Annotated in this window: 23 protein-coding genes and 2 tRNA genes; 12 read left to right on the plus strand and 13 right to left on the minus strand. The window is 65.2% G+C overall.

Going from position 1 to position 19,406, the window contains the following annotated elements; genetic code table 11:
- The first annotated feature begins 2 nt into the window (after positions 1-2).
- From EGD98_RS05570 to EGD98_RS05590, 5 genes are all read left to right on the plus strand, one after another.
- Positions 3-1,301 (plus strand): FecCD family ABC transporter permease, encoded by a 1,299-nt coding sequence (locus tag EGD98_RS05570; RefSeq protein WP_220587360.1) that lies wholly within the window; start codon positions 3-5, stop codon positions 1,299-1,301.
- Positions 1,301-2,149: an ABC transporter ATP-binding protein gene (locus tag EGD98_RS05575; RefSeq protein WP_220587361.1), complete on the plus strand. Its 849-nt coding sequence runs from the start codon at positions 1,301-1,303 to the stop codon at positions 2,147-2,149. Before EGD98_RS05570 ends, EGD98_RS05575 begins: the two co-directional genes overlap by 1 nt.
- Positions 2,150-2,151: 2 nt before the next feature.
- Entirely contained in the window at positions 2,152-2,979 is an 828-nt protein-coding gene (locus EGD98_RS05580; protein ID WP_220587362.1) for a DUF7551 domain-containing protein, read from the plus strand.
- Between the two features lie 63 nt (positions 2,980-3,042).
- Complete coding sequence (locus EGD98_RS05585) at positions 3,043-4,194, plus strand: thiolase family protein (RefSeq protein WP_220587363.1); 1,152 nt, start codon at positions 3,043-3,045, stop codon at positions 4,192-4,194.
- Positions 4,191-4,574 carry a Zn-ribbon domain-containing OB-fold protein gene (locus EGD98_RS05590; RefSeq protein WP_220587364.1) on the plus strand — a complete coding sequence of 128 codons (384 nt, stop codon included), beginning with the start codon at positions 4,191-4,193 and terminating at the stop codon, positions 4,572-4,574. The genes EGD98_RS05585 and EGD98_RS05590 overlap by 4 nt, the downstream gene beginning before the upstream one ends.
- 30 nt (positions 4,575-4,604) lie before the next feature.
- Here the strand turns inward: EGD98_RS05590 and EGD98_RS05595 are convergent, their stop codons facing one another.
- The 3 genes from EGD98_RS05595 to EGD98_RS05605 form a co-directional block, all read right to left on the minus strand.
- Entirely contained in the window at positions 4,605-5,051 is a 447-nt protein-coding gene (locus EGD98_RS05595) for an HTH domain-containing protein (protein WP_220587365.1), read from the minus strand.
- 72 nt (positions 5,052-5,123) lie between these two features.
- Positions 5,124-5,603, minus strand: coding sequence for an HTH domain-containing protein (locus tag EGD98_RS05600; RefSeq protein WP_220587366.1), 480 nt, complete (start codon positions 5,601-5,603; stop codon positions 5,124-5,126).
- A 72-nt stretch (positions 5,604-5,675) separates the two neighbouring features.
- Complete coding sequence (locus EGD98_RS05605) at positions 5,676-6,239, minus strand: DUF7547 family protein (protein WP_220587367.1); 564 nt, start codon at positions 6,237-6,239, stop codon at positions 5,676-5,678.
- 92 nt (positions 6,240-6,331) lie between these two features.
- Here EGD98_RS05605 and EGD98_RS05610 point away from each other — a divergent pair, with 92 nt between their 5' ends.
- The gene (locus tag EGD98_RS05610; RefSeq protein ID WP_220587368.1) at positions 6,332-6,496 is read left to right on the plus strand and encodes a hypothetical protein; all 165 of its coding nucleotides are present in this window, start codon (positions 6,332-6,334) and stop codon (positions 6,494-6,496) included.
- A gap of 26 nt (positions 6,497-6,522) precedes the next feature.
- On the opposite strand, the gene dpsA is transcribed toward EGD98_RS05610, so the two are convergent.
- Both dpsA and EGD98_RS05620 read right to left on the minus strand, forming a co-directional pair.
- Complete coding sequence (dpsA, locus tag EGD98_RS05615) at positions 6,523-7,056, minus strand: DNA starvation/stationary phase protection protein DpsA (RefSeq protein WP_220587369.1); 534 nt, start codon at positions 7,054-7,056, stop codon at positions 6,523-6,525.
- Between the two features lie 110 nt (positions 7,057-7,166).
- Positions 7,167-7,547: a DUF8048 family protein gene (locus EGD98_RS05620; RefSeq protein ID WP_220587370.1), complete on the minus strand. Its 381-nt coding sequence runs from the start codon at positions 7,545-7,547 to the stop codon at positions 7,167-7,169.
- Positions 7,548-7,676: 129 nt separating this feature from the next.
- Here EGD98_RS05620 and acs point away from each other — a divergent pair, with 129 nt between their 5' ends.
- Positions 7,677-9,782, plus strand: coding sequence for an acetate--CoA ligase alpha subunit (acs, locus tag EGD98_RS05625; protein ID WP_220587371.1), 2,106 nt, complete (start codon positions 7,677-7,679; stop codon positions 9,780-9,782).
- Entirely contained in the window at positions 9,779-10,849 is a 1,071-nt protein-coding gene (locus EGD98_RS05630) for a phosphotransacetylase family protein (RefSeq protein ID WP_220587372.1), read from the plus strand. The genes acs and EGD98_RS05630 overlap by 4 nt, the downstream gene beginning before the upstream one ends.
- Positions 10,850-11,056: 207 nt before the next feature.
- Here the strand turns inward: EGD98_RS05630 and EGD98_RS05635 are convergent, their stop codons facing one another.
- The 5 genes from EGD98_RS05635 to EGD98_RS05655 all read right to left on the minus strand — a co-directional run bounded on the left by EGD98_RS05635 (position 11,057) and on the right by EGD98_RS05655 (position 14,920).
- Positions 11,057-11,665, minus strand: coding sequence for a hypothetical protein (locus tag EGD98_RS05635; protein ID WP_220587373.1), 609 nt, complete (start codon positions 11,663-11,665; stop codon positions 11,057-11,059).
- 135 nt (positions 11,666-11,800) lie between these two features.
- On the minus strand, positions 11,801-12,916 hold the full coding sequence (bioB, locus tag EGD98_RS05640; RefSeq protein ID WP_220587374.1) for a biotin synthase BioB: 1,116 nt from the start codon (positions 12,914-12,916) through the stop codon (positions 11,801-11,803).
- A 56-nt stretch (positions 12,917-12,972) separates the two neighbouring features.
- Complete coding sequence (locus EGD98_RS05645; RefSeq protein WP_220587375.1) at positions 12,973-13,788, minus strand: formate/nitrite transporter family protein; 816 nt, start codon at positions 13,786-13,788, stop codon at positions 12,973-12,975.
- A gap of 69 nt (positions 13,789-13,857) precedes the next feature.
- On the minus strand, positions 13,858-14,673 hold the full coding sequence (gene panB, locus EGD98_RS05650) for a 3-methyl-2-oxobutanoate hydroxymethyltransferase (RefSeq protein ID WP_220587376.1): 816 nt from the start codon (positions 14,671-14,673) through the stop codon (positions 13,858-13,860).
- Positions 14,674-14,698: 25 nt separating this feature from the next.
- Positions 14,699-14,920: a DUF8149 family protein gene (locus tag EGD98_RS05655; RefSeq protein ID WP_220587377.1), complete on the minus strand. Its 222-nt coding sequence runs from the start codon at positions 14,918-14,920 to the stop codon at positions 14,699-14,701.
- An 86-nt stretch (positions 14,921-15,006) separates the two neighbouring features.
- Here EGD98_RS05655 and EGD98_RS05660 point away from each other — a divergent pair, with 86 nt between their 5' ends.
- Positions 15,007-15,234, plus strand: a complete 228-nt coding sequence (locus EGD98_RS05660; protein ID WP_220587378.1) for a DUF5822 domain-containing protein — start codon at positions 15,007-15,009, stop codon at positions 15,232-15,234.
- Here the strand turns inward: EGD98_RS05660 and EGD98_RS05665 are convergent.
- Complete coding sequence (locus EGD98_RS05665; RefSeq protein WP_220587379.1) at positions 15,213-15,755, minus strand: HAD family hydrolase; 543 nt, start codon at positions 15,753-15,755, stop codon at positions 15,213-15,215. The genes EGD98_RS05660 and EGD98_RS05665 overlap by 22 nt on opposite strands.
- Positions 15,756-15,899: 144 nt before the next feature.
- On the opposite strand from EGD98_RS05665, the gene EGD98_RS05670 reads away from it, so the two are divergent.
- The gene (locus tag EGD98_RS05670) at positions 15,900-17,123 is read left to right on the plus strand and encodes an outer membrane protein assembly factor BamB family protein (protein WP_220587380.1); all 1,224 of its coding nucleotides are present in this window, start codon (positions 15,900-15,902) and stop codon (positions 17,121-17,123) included.
- Between the two features lie 86 nt (positions 17,124-17,209).
- Here EGD98_RS05670 and EGD98_RS05675 read toward each other — a convergent pair whose 3' ends face one another.
- Positions 17,210-17,710, minus strand: a complete 501-nt coding sequence (locus EGD98_RS05675) for a helix-turn-helix domain-containing protein (RefSeq protein ID WP_220587381.1) — start codon at positions 17,708-17,710, stop codon at positions 17,210-17,212.
- Between the two features lie 132 nt (positions 17,711-17,842).
- Here EGD98_RS05675 and EGD98_RS05680 point away from each other — a divergent pair.
- Positions 17,843-17,927: transfer RNA gene (locus EGD98_RS05680), tRNA-Leu, on the plus strand.
- A gap of 889 nt (positions 17,928-18,816) precedes the next feature.
- Here the strand turns inward: EGD98_RS05680 and EGD98_RS05685 are convergent.
- Positions 18,817-18,919 (minus strand) — tRNA-OTHER (locus tag EGD98_RS05685).
- A 134-nt stretch (positions 18,920-19,053) separates the two neighbouring features.
- On the opposite strand from EGD98_RS05685, the gene EGD98_RS05690 reads away from it, so the two are divergent.
- On the plus strand, positions 19,054-19,374 hold the full coding sequence (locus tag EGD98_RS05690) for a cupin domain-containing protein (protein ID WP_220587382.1): 321 nt from the start codon (positions 19,054-19,056) through the stop codon (positions 19,372-19,374).
- The last annotated feature ends 32 nt before the right edge of the window (positions 19,375-19,406 follow it).

Below are 19,406 nucleotides of genomic sequence, written 5' to 3' on the forward strand. Positions count from 1 at the left end.
CGATGGCGAGCGAGACCGAACAGACGGGCCTCGGGAGGCTTTCGGACGGCGGGGACTGGATAGACGCGTCGCTGGTCTCGCTCATCGTCGCGAGTGTCGCGGTGACCGTGCTCGCGGGACTCGTTCAGGTCAGCTACGGGACGCTGGAGATGACGTTCGTGGAGACCTGGCGGGCCGTATTCAACCCCGCAGTAATCTTCGACCTCACTGCCTGGCGGGCGTTACTGCTCGGTGGGGAGTTCCCGGACGTGCGCACCCAGTCGGTCGTGGTCTGGCTCCTCAGACTCCCCCGGGTGTTCACCGGTATCTTCGTCGGCGTGAACCTGGCGATTGCAGGGGCTATCTTCCAGGCAGTCACACGCAACGAACTCGCGAGCTCGCAGACGCTCGGCGTCAACGCCGGCGCCGGGCTGGCCGTGCTGTTGACGCTCGTCGTCTACACCGAACTCGCCTATCTGCTCCCGCTCGTGGCGGCCCTCGGTGGTGCCGTCGCCTTCGGAATCGTCTACGCGATATCGTGGAACGGTGGGACCAGCCCAGTTCGCCTGATTCTGGCCGGGATTATCGTCGCGACCGTGTTCAACTCACTCCAGACGGCGCTGTTTTTCTTCGCGAGTGACCTCGCCGTGGTCCAGTCCGCGCTCCAGTGGACGACCGGCTCGCTCATCGGGGTCGACTGGGAACAGGTCCGCATCATCCTCCCGTGGACGGTCGTGCTGGTCCCGGTCGCACTCGTCGGCGGTCGGCATCTCAACGTGCTTGTTCTCGGAGAGAAAACCGCGCAGTCTCTCGGCATGAACGTCGAGCGAATGCGCTTTGGCCTCTCGGGCATCGCTATCCTGGCCGCGAGTTCAGCCATCGCGGTCGCCGGCGTCGTCGGCTTCGTCGGGCTCATCGTCCCCCATCTGGTCCGGACTATCGTCGGCAGCGACTACCGGCGTGTCCTCCTGGGCTCGGTGTTCGTCGGCCCCGCGCTGATGACCGTCGCCGACATGGGTGCACGGCTCGGCCCCGCAGTCCTCGGGTTCGGCATCGGAGTCGCTGCCGTGGTTCTGGGCCTGACTGTGCTCGGCGGCGGCCGTGCCGGCTGGCACCGCGTCGAGGTGACTGTCGGAGACAGCTATCGTCGGTTCGGCACGAGCTCGGTGGTTGTCGGCGGCGTCGCACTCGCGCTCGTGTTCGCTACCGGCGGGCTGACGATAGCCGACACGCAGCTCCCTGTGGGGGTCGTCACGGGGCTCATCGGCGGCCCCTACTTCCTCTATCTGATGCGGCGACGCGAAAACATGGGTGATATCTGATGGCATCACAACAGACGGACGGTACGAGTCACAGTGCAGTGAAGAGGGCGACCGACGCTTCGTCGGCGGACAGCGCTCTGTCGGCGACGGACCTCCAGCTCAGCTATCCCAGCACCGACGGGCCGGTCGTAACCGTCGACCGCCTCGATATCCCCGAGGGGGAGATAACGGCGCTTGTCGGCCCGAACGGGAGCGGGAAGAGTACAATCGTCAAGGCCCTCGCGGACCAGCTGGGGCCGGACACCGGGGAGATACTCCTCGAGGGCGAGGATATCGCCAGCTACGGACGCAAGGAGCTGGCCCGGGAGCTTGGCCACCTGTCCCAGGAGAACGACGCGCCCCAGTCGGTCAGCGTCGAGGACCTCGTCTATCACGGTCGCTACCCCTACCGGGGTTTCTTCGGCGCAGTGGACGCGGACGACCGCGAAGCCGTCGAGCGGGCCATCGAACTCGCCGGGGTCGACCATCTCCGCGAGGAGAACGTCGGCAACCTCTCGGGCGGGCAGAAACAGCTCGCCTTCATCGCGATGGTGCTGGCCCAGGAGACGGACGTCCTCCTGCTCGACGAGCCGACGACGTATCTGGATCTCCACCACCAACTGCGCGTGATGGAGACCGTCGAGCGGCTGAACGCGGAGCGTGACGTCACCGTCGCCGTGGTGTTACACGACATCGCACAGGCGTCGCGCTTTGCCGATTACCTCATCGCGCTGGACGACGGCGAGGTGTACGACTGGGGCCCTCCGACCGACGTCGTGACTGAAGAACTGCTTCGGGACGTCTTCGACGTGGAAGCGGCCGTCCGCTACACGCCCGAGCCGGAGATAACGCCCAAACACTCGCTGTGACCATGGTGGGACCCGGGCTCTCGGATATCAGAGCGCGCCTGGACGACCTCTCGGTCGCCGTCGGTCCCTACCGGGTCGTCAGCGCCAAGACGGGCGACGGGCCCTTCCCGGTGACCGGGCTGCAGTTCCCGGACCGGGGGACGGCGGCCGAAGGCGCGACCGTCGCCTCGGCCTACCGGCGTGCCTTCCGTCGGTACGACCCGCGTGTCACCGTTCACGACCTCCTGGTCACGGAGGCGACGACACTGGGTGCCACGACCCCTAGGCCCCCACGGACGGTCCCCGAATACTGCCACGCCGTCGCCGGGGCGCTGTTCGAGACGCTCTCGGACCGGCACGGGCCGGTCGAGCGGACGGTCATGGACGCGTATCTCGAGGCTGCAGAGCGGACGAGCGACCGCGACCGGCTCTGTCTGACGATGCTGGAACGTGCCGCCGAGGCCCTCGATACCCGGTTGTCCACCAGTGAGCAGGCCTCGGCCCTGCTGGCGACGGCGGGCCGGCTCCCGCCACGGAGCGTGGACGATGAACCACTCGCTGACGCTCTCCAGACGCTCCAGACCACCGGACTCCTGGCGGAGTACGCTCTCGAATCGACTCCCTGCGGACCGGGTCGTCGCGCCCAACGTGTCAGACTCGACGGGTATCGGCCGTCACTCTCGGCCGACCGCTGCCCGGTCTTGCCCGTCGTCGTCGAGTTGCTCCGCCGGACTGCGGTGGCGCCCCGTATCACGGACGCGACGCGGACGGCGAGTGGCTGGACGTTCCTCGTCACCACGACGGGTGACGCGCCCGCCGCCGGACTTTCTGTCACCGAATCGACCATTTAAAATTTCCCTCGGGGGAACTGGTGGACCGTAACGAATACACGACACCCCTGAGACGTCCGAGATATGGGAGTCGCAGTAATCGGCGCGTCGATGACGAAGTTCGGGCAGCGCGACGCCTGGCTCCAGGAACTCCTCTCACAGGCGGGCGAAGAGTGTCTGGACGATGCCGGCGTCACACCGAACGAGGTAGAGCACCTGTACGTCTCGAACATGGCCAGCGGCGAGTTCGAGGGCCAGACGGGCGTGATGAACGCGTTGGCACACGACCTCGGGGTCATGCCGGCGTACAGCGAACGAGTCGACCAGACCTCCTCGTCCGGTGGTGCTGGCATCTACGAGGCCTGGCAGTCGGTCGCTTCCGGCGCGAGCGAGATGACGCTGCTCGTCGGCGGGGAGAAGATGACCCACAAGACGACCGGCCAGGCGACGGACATCATCGCCTCCATCACGCATCCGGCGGAGTACAAACACGGTGTCACGCTCCCCTCCTTCGCCGGGCTGACCGCTCGGCACTATCTGGAACGCTTCGACGCCCCGCGTGAGTCTCTCGCACGCGTCGCCGTCAAGAACCACAAGAACGGTGTGGACAACCCCAAGGCGCAGTTCCAGAAGGAGATTACGATGGAGAAAGCGCTGGAATCGCCCATCATCGCGGACCCGCTTCGACTCTATGACTTCTGTCCGATAACGGACGGGAGCGCCGCCATGATGTTCACGACCGAGGAGCGCGCACAGGAGATAACCGACGAGTACGCCGTCATCTCCGGTATCGGCGGGGCCACGGACACCCAGGTCGTCCACGAACGCGACGACCCGACCATCATGGGCGGGGTCGTCGAGTCGAGCAAAGAGGCCTACGAGATGGCTGGTCTGGGGCCGGCAGACCTGGACGTCGCGGAACTGCACGATATGTTCACTATCCTCGAGTTCCTGCAGCTGGAGGGTATCGGCGTCGCCGACCAGGGTACGGCCTGGGAACTCGCGATGGACGGCACGACCCAGAAGGACGGCGACCTGCCCATCAACACCTCTGGCGGACTCAAGTCCAAAGGCCACCCGCTGGGTGCCAGCGGCGTCGCCCAGGGCGTCGAGATATACGAACAGCTCGTCGGCGAGGCCGGCCCCCGACAGGTAGAGGCCGACACCGCGCTGGCGTGTAACGTCGGCGGCTTTGGGAACTGTGTCATCACCACCATCATGGAGGCCGCAGAATGACCCTCGAAGCCGGAATCTGTCCGAACGGCCACGTATCGTACCCAACGCATCCGCGCTGTCCGAACTGCGGCGAACCCCAGGACGAACGGATGGACCTCTCCGAGGAACGGGCTGAGGTAGTCACGTGGACCAAATCGACGGCGACGCCCCCTGGCGTTCGCGAGCCAAACACCATGGCCATCGTCGAGTTCGACATCTCGCATCTGGATCTGGAAGACACGTTCGTCCGGGCGCTGGGCCAGGTGACGACCGAGGACGTCGAGACCGGCGACGTGGTCGAACCGGTGTACGTCGAGGAACTGCGGGACCCCGACGTGGGACTCAAGAGCGGGAACCCCGAGAGCCAGGACTGGGACGGCTATCGCTGGGACCCGATCTGAGGCGCCGGACGGTCCAGCCACCGGTCGGACCTAGCCCTTGGCGAGCGTGAGGGGCTCACCGCTCAGTAGTGCGGCTTCGATTCTGTCCAGTCCGTCGGCGACAGTGCAGTGGCCACAGGGCCCCGCGTGGGGGTAGACGCCCAAGAGGTCGTCGTCCTCCCAGTAGGCCACGCAGGCGACGGGCAACGTGACGACGGAGTCCTCGCCCGTGAACGCGCTGTGTCGGTCGTGCCGGTCGAAGGCCGGCACGAGCGAGCAGCCGCTATCGGTCGCCCACTGCTCCATCGCCTCGATTTCTGATGTCTCGCGGGGGTCTACACCCGTCGAGAGCCGATTCCAGTACGTAACGACGACCTCGTCGACGAGGCGCTGCTGGCGGAGTGTGTCGGCCCGGCCGAGAACACTGGTCTGGCGCCGTTCGGTCCCGTCAGCGACCGGCCGGCGTAGATACACCGCTATCCGTCTGTTGTGACTCATGATACTGTACTCCCGATGAGTGCCCTACGACGAGTCTGCTGATAGCCGTATCGGTGTACATATCAACTATCCTCAATCAGCGGTGGAGGCGGTGACTGTTCCAGCAGGCATTGGTTCCCGACCCGCTTCGAGGTCGTCGAGACACTCCTCGATGGAGTGTGGCGTGCCTCCACGGGCGAACGGAGCGACCTGGACGAGTTCGTCGTCCTCGTAGCAGGCGAGACACAGTGCGGGCATGACCAGCTCCGTGCGCTTCTCGGCGGTCTGCCAGCTGTAACAGAGTCGCGTATCGAAGAAGGGTGAAAGCGACGCGCCCGCCTCGGTCGCCCAGTCGCGGAACTCCTCGTACCGGGTCCGCTCGGGACAGTCTTCGTCTCCGACCGGGACACGTTTCTCCCAGACCGTGGTCTCGAAGCCGTCGATAACTCCCGCACACTGCAGCTCTTGCAGACGGTTCTCGACGGCAACTCGTCGGTGCTCCGAGGGTGTCGGCAGGTCAGCTCTGACGAACAGCTCCGCGCGACGGGTCTGTGGACACTCTGTGTTGGGCATCGGTACCGGATGGTGCACCTCTACAATAATAAAACGTTATGTTTTTTAAGTTATGTTTATTCTCCACACACGTCAGTTGCCGTCATCGCCGTTCCCGTCGCTCACGTCGTCGATATCGTCCTTGATAGACCGGAGTTCGGCGTCGACGTCGACCGGGACCTCGGTGGCTTCGCCAGTGTCGAAGTCGCCGTCGACCGACTCGCTCTCGGCCAGCTGCTCGGCCAGCGACTCGCGAAGCTGTCGGGCCTCGGTCAATAGCTCTCTGGCTTCGGCGTCAGGCGGCCGACCCTCGACTGCGCCCTGGAGGTCCGAGAGCGCGTCGTCCAGCCGCGCGAGCGTCGCCCGGCTCAGCTGCGTCGCGCGTTCCTGCACGCCCCCGCCGCTCGACGCTGTCGCCGGTCGACCCTCGGCCAGGCGGAGCGCTCGGCGCAGCAGCTTCAGCGCCTCGATGTTCGTCTTCAGAACGAGGATGGCGGCCGGAATCGTCACGTCGCTGGTAAAGCGAAGGAGTTCCTCCGGGGTCGGCGGGCGCGGGCGGCCACGTTCGGTGCGTGGTTCCACCTCCGTCTGAAGGTCCTGTAGTGTCCTGACGAGCTCCGCAAGCAGGGCGGAGACGTCCTCTTCGGTGTCGGCCATACGCACAGTTGGACTGTCGGACACAAAAGCCCGCCGCGAAGGATTAGGCGTACCAAAACCCTTTTTACTTTAGGCAGACCTAATCGTCGGTAATGGCAACACAGGGCGAAGTAGTTCGGGTCCCCGACGAGGCGGAGTCCGACGAGCGACCGACGGTGACGGCACACGAGAGCCGGACCGACCGGACGGTATTCACTGAATCGGGGAACAAAGAAGGGTGGATTGCGACCGACCTCACCGTCGAACGCTGGCTGTAAGCGGTATACGGTATTTTTCCTGCCTTCTAATCCATCACGAGCGTGTCGCCCGCGAGGTAGTGCTCGATGTGGTGGGCGTCTTCCTCTGTCTGGACCAGAATCTCGCGCAGAATCTGGGCCGTCGCGTGGTCGCCGAGGTTCTCGGCCAGTTCGATGTGGTCCCGCGTCGCCTCGATGATGTCGCCGTACACCTCGAGGTCGTGTTCGAGCGAGGTGCGGATATTGTAGATATCCTGGCCCTCGTAGTCGACCGAGGCGTGTTCCTCCTGTGCGGCCGGCCCGGAGATGGGCGTGCCGCCCAGCGCCTGTGCGCGCTCGGCCAGCTCGTCGGCCGCCTCTTCGAGGTTCATCGCCGCGTCGCCGAGGAACAGGTGGAGGTCACGGAACTCCGCCCCCTCGACGTTCCAGTGGTGCTTCTTGACCTGGTGGTAGAGGACGTAGACGTTCGCGAGGTCCTGGTTCAGGGCGTCGATAATCTGCTCGGACTTCTCTACGTCGAGTCGGAGGTCGTTCTCTTCGACGGTTCCGAACTCGCGACTGACGTGTTCTTGCGTAGCCATTGTCAACTCAATATACTCACGGAAGCTACTTAAAACCTGCCTTGTAGGAAAACAATTTTTTGGTGTACAAAAAATAGTTCCGCGTTAGGAAAACAGTCTCGACCGGTCAGTCACTCACGGGCGACGAGGAGCGGCGCCCGGTCCGAGACGAGCGACGACGCCGAAACCGCATCAGTGCGCACGGTCTGTTCGGCGTGAACGGCTGCGACGGCTGGCAACACGCCGTCTTCGAACTCGAGGTAGTTGGCGTACTCCTCCCAGACAGTTGGCGGGAGCGCGAGGATGAACACGTCCGGCGTGCGGACGAGCACCGGGTCGTCGTACTGCTTGCGCCACTCGTAGACCACGTCCTCGACCCCGGGGTTCTCCCGCATCGTCCGCTGATGGGCGGCGAGTGCGTCCCGCAACACGCCTTCCTCGACGTCGTTGCGCTGGGCTGTCGTCCGTATCACTGCCAGGTCGAACGGCGCGAGGAGCTCGTCGTCTGTCATAGGGCCGGGTTCGTGTTCCGGACACATAGCCCCTGCTCATGACACTCCGCTATTATACCCGATTAAGCCTGTTAATCCCCGTGGTTCGGCAGCTATTTCCACGCGGAATCGAAATTTCAGACGAGAGGAATGGGACGATTATCGACACTGTTTGGGCCGGAACGGGTCGCCGTGATCGGCGCGTCAGAATCGGAGGGTTCTGTCGGACGGGCCATCACGGAGAACCTGCTTGCATCGTACGAGGGAGAGGTCCTGGCGGTCAATCCGAACGCCGAGGAGGTCCTCGGGCTCACATGTTACGACGGTATCGCCGAGGTCGACTCGCCGGGGACCGTCGACGTAGCCGTCGTCGTCGTACCGCCACATATCGCCGTCGACGCCATCCGCCAGTCCGGCGAGGTCGGCATCGAGAACGTCGTCGTCATCACCGCCGGCTTCGGTGAGACCGGCAGCGACGGGGCCGCCCGTGAACGCGAGCTCCGCGAGGTCGCTGAGGAGTACGACCTCAACCTCGTGGGCCCCAACAGCCTCGGCGTCATGTCGACGCCAAAGGGGCTCAACGCCACCTTCGGCAACGAGATGGCGACCGAGGGGGACGTCTCCTTCATGAGCCAGTCCGGCGCCTTTGTCACCGCGGTCCTGGACTGGGCCGCCGAACGGGACGTCGGGTTCAAGGATATCGTCTCCCTGGGGAACAAGGCTATCCTCGACGAGGGTGACTTCGTCGCGGAGTGGGGCGAGGACCCCGACACCGACGTCATTCTGGGCTATCTGGAGGACATCGACGACGGGGAGGAGTTCATCAGAACCGCCCGTGAAGTGACACAGGACACGCCAATCGTCCTCGTCAAATCCGGCCGGACCGACGCCGGGGCCTCGGCCGCCGCTTCACACACCGGGGCGATGGCCGGCTCCGAGCGGGCCTACGAGGCCGGCCTCGAACAGGCCGGGACCCTCCGCGTGGAATCCGTCCAGGAGCTGTTCGACTACGCGCAGATTCTGTCGGGCCAGCCCCTGCCCGACGGCGAGGAGATAGCCATCGTCACCAACGCCGGCGGTCCCGGCGTGATGACGACCGACGCCGTGGGTGACTCGGACCTCTCGCTCGCCGAGTTCACCGACGAGACCTTCGAGACACTCAGGGAGACGATGCCCGAGGCGGCCAACATCTACAACCCGGTCGACATCATCGGCGACGCGCCAGCCGAGCGCTTCGAGTCGGCCCTCGAGACCGTCCTCGCGGACGAGAACGTCTCGATGGCTGTCGTCGTCGCCTGTCCGACCGCCGTGCTCTCCTTCGAAGAGCTGGCCGAGGTCGTCGTCGAACAACAGCAACAGAGCGGCCTGCCGGTCGCGACGACGCTGATGGGCGGCAAGTCCGTCGGCGCCGGCCAGGAAATTCTCGCGCAAGCGGGCATCCCGCAGTACTTCGACCCCGCCCGCGCCGTCGGCAGTCTGGACGCGCTGACGGAGTACCGGAACATCTCCGAGCGGGAGTTCCAGGCGCCGGATACTTTCGACGTAGACCGGGAGCGCGCCCGGGAGGTTCTTCAGGGGGCGAGCCGCCGGGACACCAACCGCCTCGGCGTCGAGGCGATGGAGCTGCTCGACGCCTACGGCATCCCGACCCCGCAGGGTGACGTCGTCGACTCACCGGGTGACGCCGAAGCCATCGCCGAGGAAATCGGCGAGGACGTCGTGATGAAGATCGTCAGCCCGGACATCCTCCACAAATCGGACATCGGTGGCGTCGAGGTCGGTGTCCCGCCCGAGGAGGTCCGGGACACCTACGAGGACCTCGTCGTTCGCGCGCGCAACTACCAGTCCGACGCGACCATCCTGGGCGTGCAGGTCCAGGAGATGGTCGACCTCGAGACCGGGACAGAGACCATCCTCGGAATGAACCGGGACCCGCAGTTTGGCCCACTCTTGCTCTTTGGCCTCGGTGGTATTTTCGTGGAGGTGCTCGAAGATACCACTGTCAGGGTCGCGCCGGTGAGCGAACCCGAAGCCAGTGCAATGCTCGACGACATCGAATCCGCGCCGCTACTGCAGGGCGCCCGAGGCCGCGAGCCGGTCGACCGGGCAGCCCTCGTCGAGACGGTCCAGCGGCTCTCACAGCTCGTCACGGACTTCCCGGCCATCGTGGAACTGGACATCAACCCGCTCGTCGCGACGCCCGACGGCGTCACGGCGGTCGACCTGCGGCTCACCCTCGACCAGGAGGAACTATGACCGACACGCTACTCGTAACCTCAACCGAAGAAGGAATCGGCAAGACAGCAATCACCATCGCCCTCGCGAAGGCCGCACAGGAGGCCGGCAACGAGGTCGGCTACATGAAACCGAAGGGGACACGGCTCCAGAGCGCCGTCGGGAAGACCCGCGACGAGGACCCCATGCTCGCCCGCGAGCTGCTGGATTTCGACGCCGAGATGCACGAGATGGAGCCCATCGTCTACTCGCCGACGTTCATCAAGGAGGCGATCCGTGGCCGCGAGGACACGGACGAACTCCGCGACCGCGTCGTCGAGAACTTCGAGGCGCTGGCCGAGGACCGCGACACGATGCTCGTCGAGGGGAGCGACCGCCTGGAGACGGGCGGCATCGTCGACCTCACCGACGCGGACATCGCCGAGTCGATAGACGCCCGCGTCCTGCTTGTCTCTTCATACACCGAACCCGGTGACGCCGACGAGGTGCTGGCCGCGGCCGACCAGCTGGGCGACCGGCTCGCCGGCGTGCTGTTCAACGGCGTCACCGAGTCGGCGATGGACGAACTCGACGACGACGTCATCCCGTTCCTGGAGAGCCGTGGCGTGTCAGTGTTCGGTGCACTCCCGCGGGTGCAGGACCTGGCCGGCATCACCGTGGGTGACCTCGCCCGGAGCCTCGGTGCGGACGTGCTCACCAGCGAGGCGTCGACCGACGTCCACGTCGAGCGGTTCACCGTCGGCGCGATGGGCGGCAACAAAGCGCTGGACCAGTTCCGCCGCACCCGCGACGCGGTGATGGTCAGCGGGGGCGACCGCTCGGAGGTCCAGACCGCCGCTCTCGAAGCCTCGGGAATCAAGGCGCTCCTGCTGACCGGCGGCTTCCGACCGGCCAGCGCCGTCCTCGGCCGGGCCGAGAAGGAGAACGTCCCCATCCTGCTGGTCCAGTCCGACACCCGGACGACCATCGACCGCGTCGAAGACGTGCTCCACTCCGGACGCACCCGCGACGCCGAGACGGTCACGCGGATGCAGGAACTGCTCGGCGACGGCGTCGACGTCCACTCGCTGCTCCAGCTCTCGGAGTAGCCACCGTTTCCGCTGCGTACCCAGGCCATGAATATCAGGGTTAGGGAGGCTAGGTATAGCTATCTCCAGTAGAAACCCACCTCACCTTTTTTATTGTCTGACGCACTCAGCCTAGGTGGAGCCTCTCCGGCTCCGTAGTGTCACACGCTCGGGGACATCAGTCCCCGGCTTGTTCCCTTTGTACGCCCGCCGATTTCACTCACCGTCTCAGCCAGCGTCGCCGACGTACGAACAAAAGAGTAAGCCGTCAGTCTTCAATTCGTACGCGACGTCGCTCTCGAAGGCGGTGTAGTCGAACGGCGCGGTGACGATGTGATAGCCGTTCGGCGTCTCGCGGACGAGTCGCACGGTCGTTTCCGCCGTCAGCGCGGATTCGAGACGGTCGGCCTCGGCCTGTGTGGGGTCGTCGAGGTCGAAGATGAAGTACGAGTCGTCCGCACAAGCGTCTGACTGCAGCACCGATTTGTACTCGCTGTCGACCCGTTTGAACTTCGCCGCAACCTCCTCGTTGCCGTGGAGGCGCATCTCCAGCCAGTCGTCCATCCGCCGGCGCAGGTCGAACGTCGCCGCGAGCGCGTCGCGGGCGTTGACGGTGAGATAGAGGCGGTAGGTGGCGTCGAAGCTGCTTGCGGCGTGGTCGAGCTGGCCGACCGTCTGGGGAAGTTCCTCGGCGTCCGTTACGACCTCGCGAATCGTCGGCCGGTCGCGTTCGTCCGTCGCCGGGTTCTCTTTCGCCCTGGCGATGGCGACGAGGAGGTAGACGCGGTCCGGGCCGAACTCACAGAACGCCTGCAGTGCGTCGATGTCGACCGTCATATCCGAAGCTCACGCATCTGGACAATAAGACTGCCGTCGGGGTGTCACTCGGTGACCGCCAGCATAGTGGTTATTGGAGATTATTTCCAGATAGCGCCGACCCAGGGGTCGGCGCGTCCCGGTAAATCGCGACAATCAGTCGTCGGACTGCAGTTCGGACTTGCTCTTTGCGCTGCCGGCCGCGGTCTCGGGGGCGCTCTCGTCGGCCTCGCGTGCTTTGACCGCCTCGGGGTCGAACTCGTTGGCTTCACGGTTGGGTTCCAGCCCAGCCTGCTCTACGATTTCGATGTCGTCGGCCGGGGACTGACCCTCCGTCGTGAGGTAGTCGCCAGTGAGGATGCCGTCCGCACCCGCCTCCAGGGCGGCGACCTGGCCCTCCGTGTCGAGGTTGACCTCGCGGCCGCCGGTCAGACGCACCCTGGCCTCGGGGTGGAGCAGGCGGTAGACCGCGATGGTCTTGATGACCTCCTCCGTCGTGATATCGGGGAGGCCCCGTTCGGCCAGCGGCGTCCCCTCGACGGGGTTGAGGATGTTGACGGGGAGCGAGGAGACGCCGATGTCCTGCAGTGCCATCGCGGCCTCGACCCGGTCGGTGGGGGATTCGCCCATCCCGAGGATGACGCCGGCACAGAGGTCCATCCCGGCCTCCTTGGCGACCTCCAGCGTCGCGACGCGGTCCTCGAAGCTGTGGGTCTGGACGATTTCGGGGAAATATCGCGGGGAGGTCTCGATGTTGTGATTGTAGTGATTGAGTCCCTCTTCGGCCAGAATCGCGGCCTCCTCCTCGGTGAGAATGCCGAGGGACGCGTCGACTTCCACGTCCGTCTCGTCGCGCACGAGTCGGATGGCTTCGAGTACTTCTTCCCACTCTTCGGGCCGTTGCTCCTTCGAGACGCCCTTCTCGGCGAGGACGATACCGAACCGCTGGGAGCCGTCCCGTTCGGCCCGCTTTGCGGCCTCCAGTATCTTCTCCGGCCCCAGGAAGCCGTAGTTGTCGATGCCGGTGTCGAAGTGGACGGACTGGGCACAGAAGCCACAGTCCTCGGCGCAGTTGCCGGCCTTCGCGTTGACGATCGAGCAGGCGTCGACAGTGCCGTCGCCCAGCTCGGAGCGGACGACGTCCGCGCCCGCGGCGAGTGCGTCGACGGGCTGGGCGATAAGTGCCAGCCCGTCCCGTCGGTCGAGTCGCTCTCCGTCCAGTACGCGGTTCACTGCCTCGTCGACCGTTCTGTTGCCCGTCTCGTAAACCACGTTCTGACTGTCTGTTGACGGCCCGATAAAGATTCGGGTGCCGCGGCTCGGTGGGCTCACTCCTCGCGGAAGTCCCGGGCCGTCGGCCCGCTCCGGACGACGTGGCCGTAGCGCAGGAGCGCTACGAAAACCGTTCCGCCGACGGTATTCCCGACCGTCGAGAGCAGGAGAAATCGACCGAACACTGTCGGCCCCAGTTCGGGGCTCACGAGCACCCCGGCGACTACCTCGACGGTGCCGGCGATACAGTGTGGGAGGTGGGCCATACCGATGGCGGAAGCGATGAGCCAGACGACCAGCAGTCTGGCGCCGGTGCTGTCGGCCGCGGCGACGAGCCAGGAGAGCAGGCCCATCAGCCAGCCCGCGAGCACGCCCGCCCCCAGCATGCCCACGACGGGCTGGTCCGTGTACACCCGGGCCAGCGAGACGATGGCCGACGGCTCGACGACGTCGATGGACGGCCCGACCACGACGATTAGTCCCCCGAACACCGTCGCTCCGACGAGGTTCCCGATGTAGACGATGCCCCAGAGCCGGGCCAGCCGGGCCACCGAAGCCTGCCCGTCGAGCACGGGCAACACCGCGAGGGTCGTGTGTTCGGTATAGAGCTCCGACCGACCGAGCACGACGAGTATGAAGCCGACCCCGTACGCGATTCCCACCAGCAGTTCCGTCGCCAGTTCCCCGGTCCCGGCCACGCCCGCCGTCGTCAGTATCACACCCATCAACAGCGGCCCGAAGCCGACGTCCAGCCCGGCCGACAGCGCCGACAGGGAGAGCCCCGACGTCGGGCGCCACAGCTCGCTGAGGCCGCGTCGTATCTGGATATCGAGTATGTCCTCACCCTCGGCCTGTGCCTCTTCGGAGGCCATTGAGAACCCATCACCCCTTGACACGGTCCCTGCTTCAGTGTCGGGTCGTTACCGCCGGATAATCTCCGATTACCCGCTGTAGAGGTCGTCGAGGTCCTCGGCGGTGTTCGCGTGTCGCTGGCCGGGGAAATCGCCGGATTCGACGGCCTCGACGTAGTCATCGACGGCAGATTCGACCTCCCCGCGAACGTCGCCGAACTGCTCGGCGAAGGGCGGCGAGGACTCCGCGAGGCCGACCACGTCGGTGAAGACGAGCACCTGTCCGTCGCAGTCGCCGCCCGCGCCGATACCGATAGTCGGGATATCGAGCGCCTCGGTCACCTGGGCCGCGAGGTTCGCGGGGACGTGTTCGAGCACGAGCGCGAACGCGCCGGCGTCCTCGTGGGCTCGTGCGAGGTCGAGTATCTCCTTTGCCTCCTCGCGGTCGCTCGCCTGCTGCGTGTAGCCGGTCTGATTGACGCTCTGTGGCGTCAGTCCGAGGTGGGCCATCACCGGGATACCCAGGTCGGCGAGCCGTTCGGTCAGGGAAACGGTGTGGGGCCCCGATTCCAGTTTGACGGCGTTTGCGCCCTCCTCTTTGAGCATCCGCCCGCAGTTCTTGACGCTCTCGGCCTCGTCGGCTCCAAAGGAGAGAAACGGCATGTCGGCGACGACCAGGGCGTCGTCGGTCCCCCTGGCCACGGCACCGACGCGGGAGGCCATCTCGTCGACGGTCACGGGAAGGGTGTCCTCGTGGCCCAGCACGGCGTTGCCCATGCTGTCGCCGACGAGGACGACGTCCACCCCGGCGCTCTCGACGAGCGCCGCCGTCACGGCATCGTAGGCCGTCAGCATCGTTATCGGTTCGTCACCGGCCATCGCCTGCAGGTCCCGAACGGTGGTCATGTGCGTGGCCGGGCGCTCCGGGGTATTACGTGTTCGGGTCGTCGTCGAACAGTCCCATCTCCCGGCCGAGCTGGTCGGTCAGCGCGTCCAGCACGTCTGGGTCGACCTCAGCGATGGCCTCGCCGTCGTGGAGCTGTTCGTTGTGTCTGGCCACGGCCCTTTCGACATCCTCGAAGGGCACCTGTGTCCGCGTCTCACAGGCCGTACAGACGACCGGTATCTCCGGCATGTCTTCCTCTGGAGTCATAGCGCGTCGTTTGCGAGGGGTCGTGAAATAAGAGTCGGTCGCCGAGAACCGCAACCGCCTTGCCACACCGCTCTGAAGCGTCGCCTGTGCCAGCAGTCGAGCAAACGGACCCGGACGGCGTCGACTTCGGCTGGGTGATGCAGGTCACCTTCGTCACCACAATCCTCCTTGGGTCCCCCATCGTCGCCGCGGCCTCGCTGGGGACGCGGCTCCCGACCTGGACCAGCCGAGCGATGTTCGCCGTTCGGGTCGGTGCGGTCATCTGGATACTGACGGCGGCCGCGGTATACCTCTACGCGCGGTATCGACGCTGATCGAAGTCGCTGGCCCACGCGAAGTCGGTGCCGGCCCGGCGCGCCGTCTCGGCGTCCCGCTCCGAATCTCCGACGAACACCGCGGACTCGGGGTCGGCCTGCAGTTCGTCGACAACCGTCAGTAACCCCTCGGGGTCTGGTTTCTCGGAGCCTTCCGAGTCACGGCCGACGACCGGGCCGACGGCGTGGGCTATCTCGTGGACCTCCAGCGCCAATCGACAGGCTGTCTCGGCGTTCAGCGAACAGACCCCAACGGGGACGTCGTGGGGCAGACCGTCGGCCAGCGACAACCGTGTCGACTCCCGGGCACCCGTCCGCTCGTATTCGCTGATGGTCGCCTCGACGACGTCGCGGTGGCCGGTCGTCTCGGACAGTTCCAGCATCCCCCAGAGGCTCGCCGTATCGGGCTCTACGTCGTGCTCTCTGAGGACGGCGGCGACGTCACGGGTGACGACATCCCAGTCTACCGCGAGGTCGACCAGGGTCCCGTCGAGGTCGTAGACGACAGCTTCGTGGGTCACAGGCACCCTACGGTCGCAGTCAGCAAATGGGCTTCGGCGGACGCCGACCGTCGTTTCCACCTGTCCCGAGTGATTTCCAGCGAACGTATATATCATTTACACAATATTCAGTGGATTTAATGCCCGCTACTCGGTGGAAACGGTATGTCACGGAGACTGACACGGCGGCGGTATCTGGTGGGACTCGGTGCGACCGCAGCGGTCGGCCTCGCAGGCTGTTCCGGGGACGGCGACGGCGGGGGCACACCCACATCGACTGGCGGTGCCGGACAGAGCGAGGCCGGACCAGTCTGGCGGATGATGAGTGTCGACGCGGCCAACTCCGGCACAGTTCCGGACACGACGGGCCCCAGCGAAGCGGTTACGGCCAACTGGACCGTCGAGGTGGACGGCCGACCGTACAAGACGGCAGCCGTGGTCGACGATACGGTCTACTTCGGGTCAAGTTACACCGGTATCTACGCGGTATCGGCCGCTGATGGCAGCCAACAGTGGCACGTCAACACGAAAAACGACATCGAGTCGTCACCAGCCGTCGTGGACGGCACCGTCTACGTCGCCGATGCAGGTTCCGAGAGCACGGAGGGGACCCTGTACGCCCTGTCGGCCGACGACGGGTCGGAGGAGTGGACGTTCGAGGCCGACAAGGGACTCAGCTCCTCACCAGCCGTCGCAGACGGGACCGTCTATATCGGCGCGGGGAACATACGGTCCGACAGCGGGCGCGTGTACGCAATCGACGCCAGTGACGGCAGTGAAAAGTGGCGGGCGCCCGTCGATTCGGGCGTGACCGGCGCGGCCGCGGTTGGCGACGGGATGGTCTACTTCGGCGACGGTGACGTCGACGACGGTGGCGGCAACCTCTATGCGTTTTCGACCGATGACGGTTCCGAGGCGTGGCGACACGAGACAGAGAACTCCTTTTTCGCGGCCGCCGTCGTGGACGGGACCGTCTACGCAGGCAGTAGAACCGGAGATATGTTCGCGTTTTCTCCCGCGGACGGAACCGTCCAGTGGTCGGAGTATATCGACCCCGTGCGGTCATCACCGGCAGTAGCCGACGATACGGTGTACGTCGCTGCTTCGGAGAGTATCAAAGCGCTCAGCGCTGCGGACGGGTCCGAGCAGTGGGTGTTCGAAACTCAGCGAGACGTGACCGAGCCCGTGGCAGTGGTCGACGGCGTCGTCTACGGCGGTGATGGGTACTCGACGAGTGGCGGCGGGACCGTTTACGCGGTGTCCGCGGACGACGGCTCGGAGCTCTGGCGCTTCGACACCGACGGGCCGGCAGGTGGCCCTGCGGTCATCGACGGAACCGCCTACGTCGGGGACGCAGGCGGCAATATGTACGCCCTCACCGAAAAGTAACGGCCAGACAGATAGGAGAGAGGAGTTGGTGTCTCCCGTGGTACTATCGTCGGTCCTACAGTTCGTCTCGGCAGTACACGTCTGTGTCACCGGGAGTCCGCGAGTTCGATATCCAGAAACTTCTCGAGGGCAACGATAGTCGAGCCCTTGACGTTGGCCTGAACCGCCCGACCCTGCTCTACGGCCAGGACGTCGTCCTCTGAGAGCTCCAGTTCGTCGGCGAGTTCGTCCGTCTGGAGGCCCTCCTCCTGACGGGCTTCGGTGACGCGGGCGCCGTAGTCGCTGACCAGGTACGGAAGCTGGTCGGCGTCGTAGTCGGCGCCGTCCTCCCAGTGGGAGGCGTCGGCGGACTGGGAGTCCTGCATCTTCGCGGCGTTCTGGGCCGCGCGACGCTTTCGCTCCTGGTCGTCCGGTGAGTCGCTGCTCGACGGACCTCCGCCGCTCTCGCCGTGGTTCTGTGCACAGTCGCGACAGAGCTCCAGCGTCGCACCGGCGACGCTTTCGGTCTGTGTGTCGCCAGTGGCGCCACAGAGCTCGCAGCTCCCGCCGGCGCTGTTGCCCCCGCTGCCGGTCGAGTATTTGGCCATGCCCCCGGTAGCGGTTTCGTCATATTTGAAACGTCCGGTTCAGTGGGATGGCACACCCTGTCGGTGCGGGACGCAAACGAAAGCCCTTTTATCCGACCGCGGGATACGATTTATTGCAGCAAGACGCAGTGCGCGTGGGTAGCCAAGCCAGGCCAACGGCGCAGCGTTGAGGGCGCTGTCCCGTAGGGGTCCGCCGGTTCGAATCCGGTCCCACGCATTTCTACTGAGCGCGAACGAAAGTGAGCGCTCTGTAAATCGAACGGACCGGTTCGAGCCCTGGCAGACGAGCGTAGCGAGTCTGCCTCCGGTTCGAATCCGGTCCCACGCATATTCTACCGCGAGCAAATCCGCGAGCGGTTGCTATGTGCCGGGCGGATTCGAACCCTGGAAGTCGCAGCGGCCGAACGGAGTGAGGCCGACCGTCTGCCTCCGGTTCGAATCCGGTCCCACGCATTGTGAACAGCCTCGTGTGTAGCCGCTCTCGTCTCGCTCTAATGTCACTCCTGATAATTGGACCAAAAGAAATTTTAATGAGGGGAGCCATTGATGCAACATGGCACCATTCTGGTGCCACTACCCCCCACCCCCACCCCCACTTTCCGTACTTTTGACTGACGAGCGCGTAGCACGCGGAGCCCTGCATCAGTTCACTGCGCGCCGCCTAATCGGTGTCGAGGGAGGCGGGATTTCGTTATATCGTGACCCGCTCCTCGGAAAATGGAAGGGGCGGGACCGAGCGAAACCGGAGGTTTCGCGAGGGTCGAGAGACGCCAGCGGCGTCTCTCGGGATTCGAACCGGAGGAAGACTCACTTCGTTCGTCTTCCAGGGCTCGAATCCCTAATCGTCCATTTACTCGTCGCGTCCGCTCCTCGGAAAATGGAAGGGGCGGGACCGAGCGAAACCGGAGGTTTCGCGAGGGTCGAGAGACGCCAGCGGCGTCTCTCGGGATTCGAACCGGAGGAAGACGGTCGGCCTCGCTGCTCGCGGTTTCACCGCTCGCTTTCGAGGCGCTCCTATCGTCGCGCCTCGCATCGCTCGGCCGCTGCGACTTGCGTATTCGAATCCCGCTGTATCCACTTGTGACTCACGTACGTTCGTGACAAAGTGGAAGGGGCGGGATTCGAACCACGCGGAGCCCTGCGAGGGAAACTACCAGGCCGTTTTCTGGCATTCTGGCCGGCAGCGCTCTACCACTGAGCCACCCTTCCGAACAGCTATCAGTTAGTGGGGGGCGGTAAAATATGTGGCGGGGTTGCCCACTCATGGAGAGCGGCGAGACTGACAGCACACTCATGTCGACTCCCCGACACGCATTTATTCACACCGTGTGAACACTTTCATCGTGAGCTACACCCGAGTCAACTACGAGGACGTCGAACCGGTCGGTGGCGCGATGCACTTCATGCGGGACCCGCTTGAGTGTTCGAACCTCGGCGTCACCGTCGTCGAGTGTGAGCCGAAGTGGACCGGCAAGGAACACGACCACGGCGGCAAGGAACACGAAGAGGTGTACGTACTGGTCGAAGGGGCGGCGACCGTCGACGTGGACGGCGAGTCAGTCGAGCTGGAGGCGGGCGACGCGCTCAGAATCGACCCAGACGCACGGCGACAGATTCGCAACGGCGACGAGGAGAGTCTGTTCGTGCTCGTGGGCGCGCCGTAGAACCGCGAAAAACGTCGTCGGCTCATACGGGT

Source organism: Haloarcula salinisoli, from assembly GCF_019599405.1.
Taxonomy (GTDB): Archaea; Halobacteriota; Halobacteria; order Halobacteriales; family Haloarculaceae; genus Haloarcula; species Haloarcula salinisoli.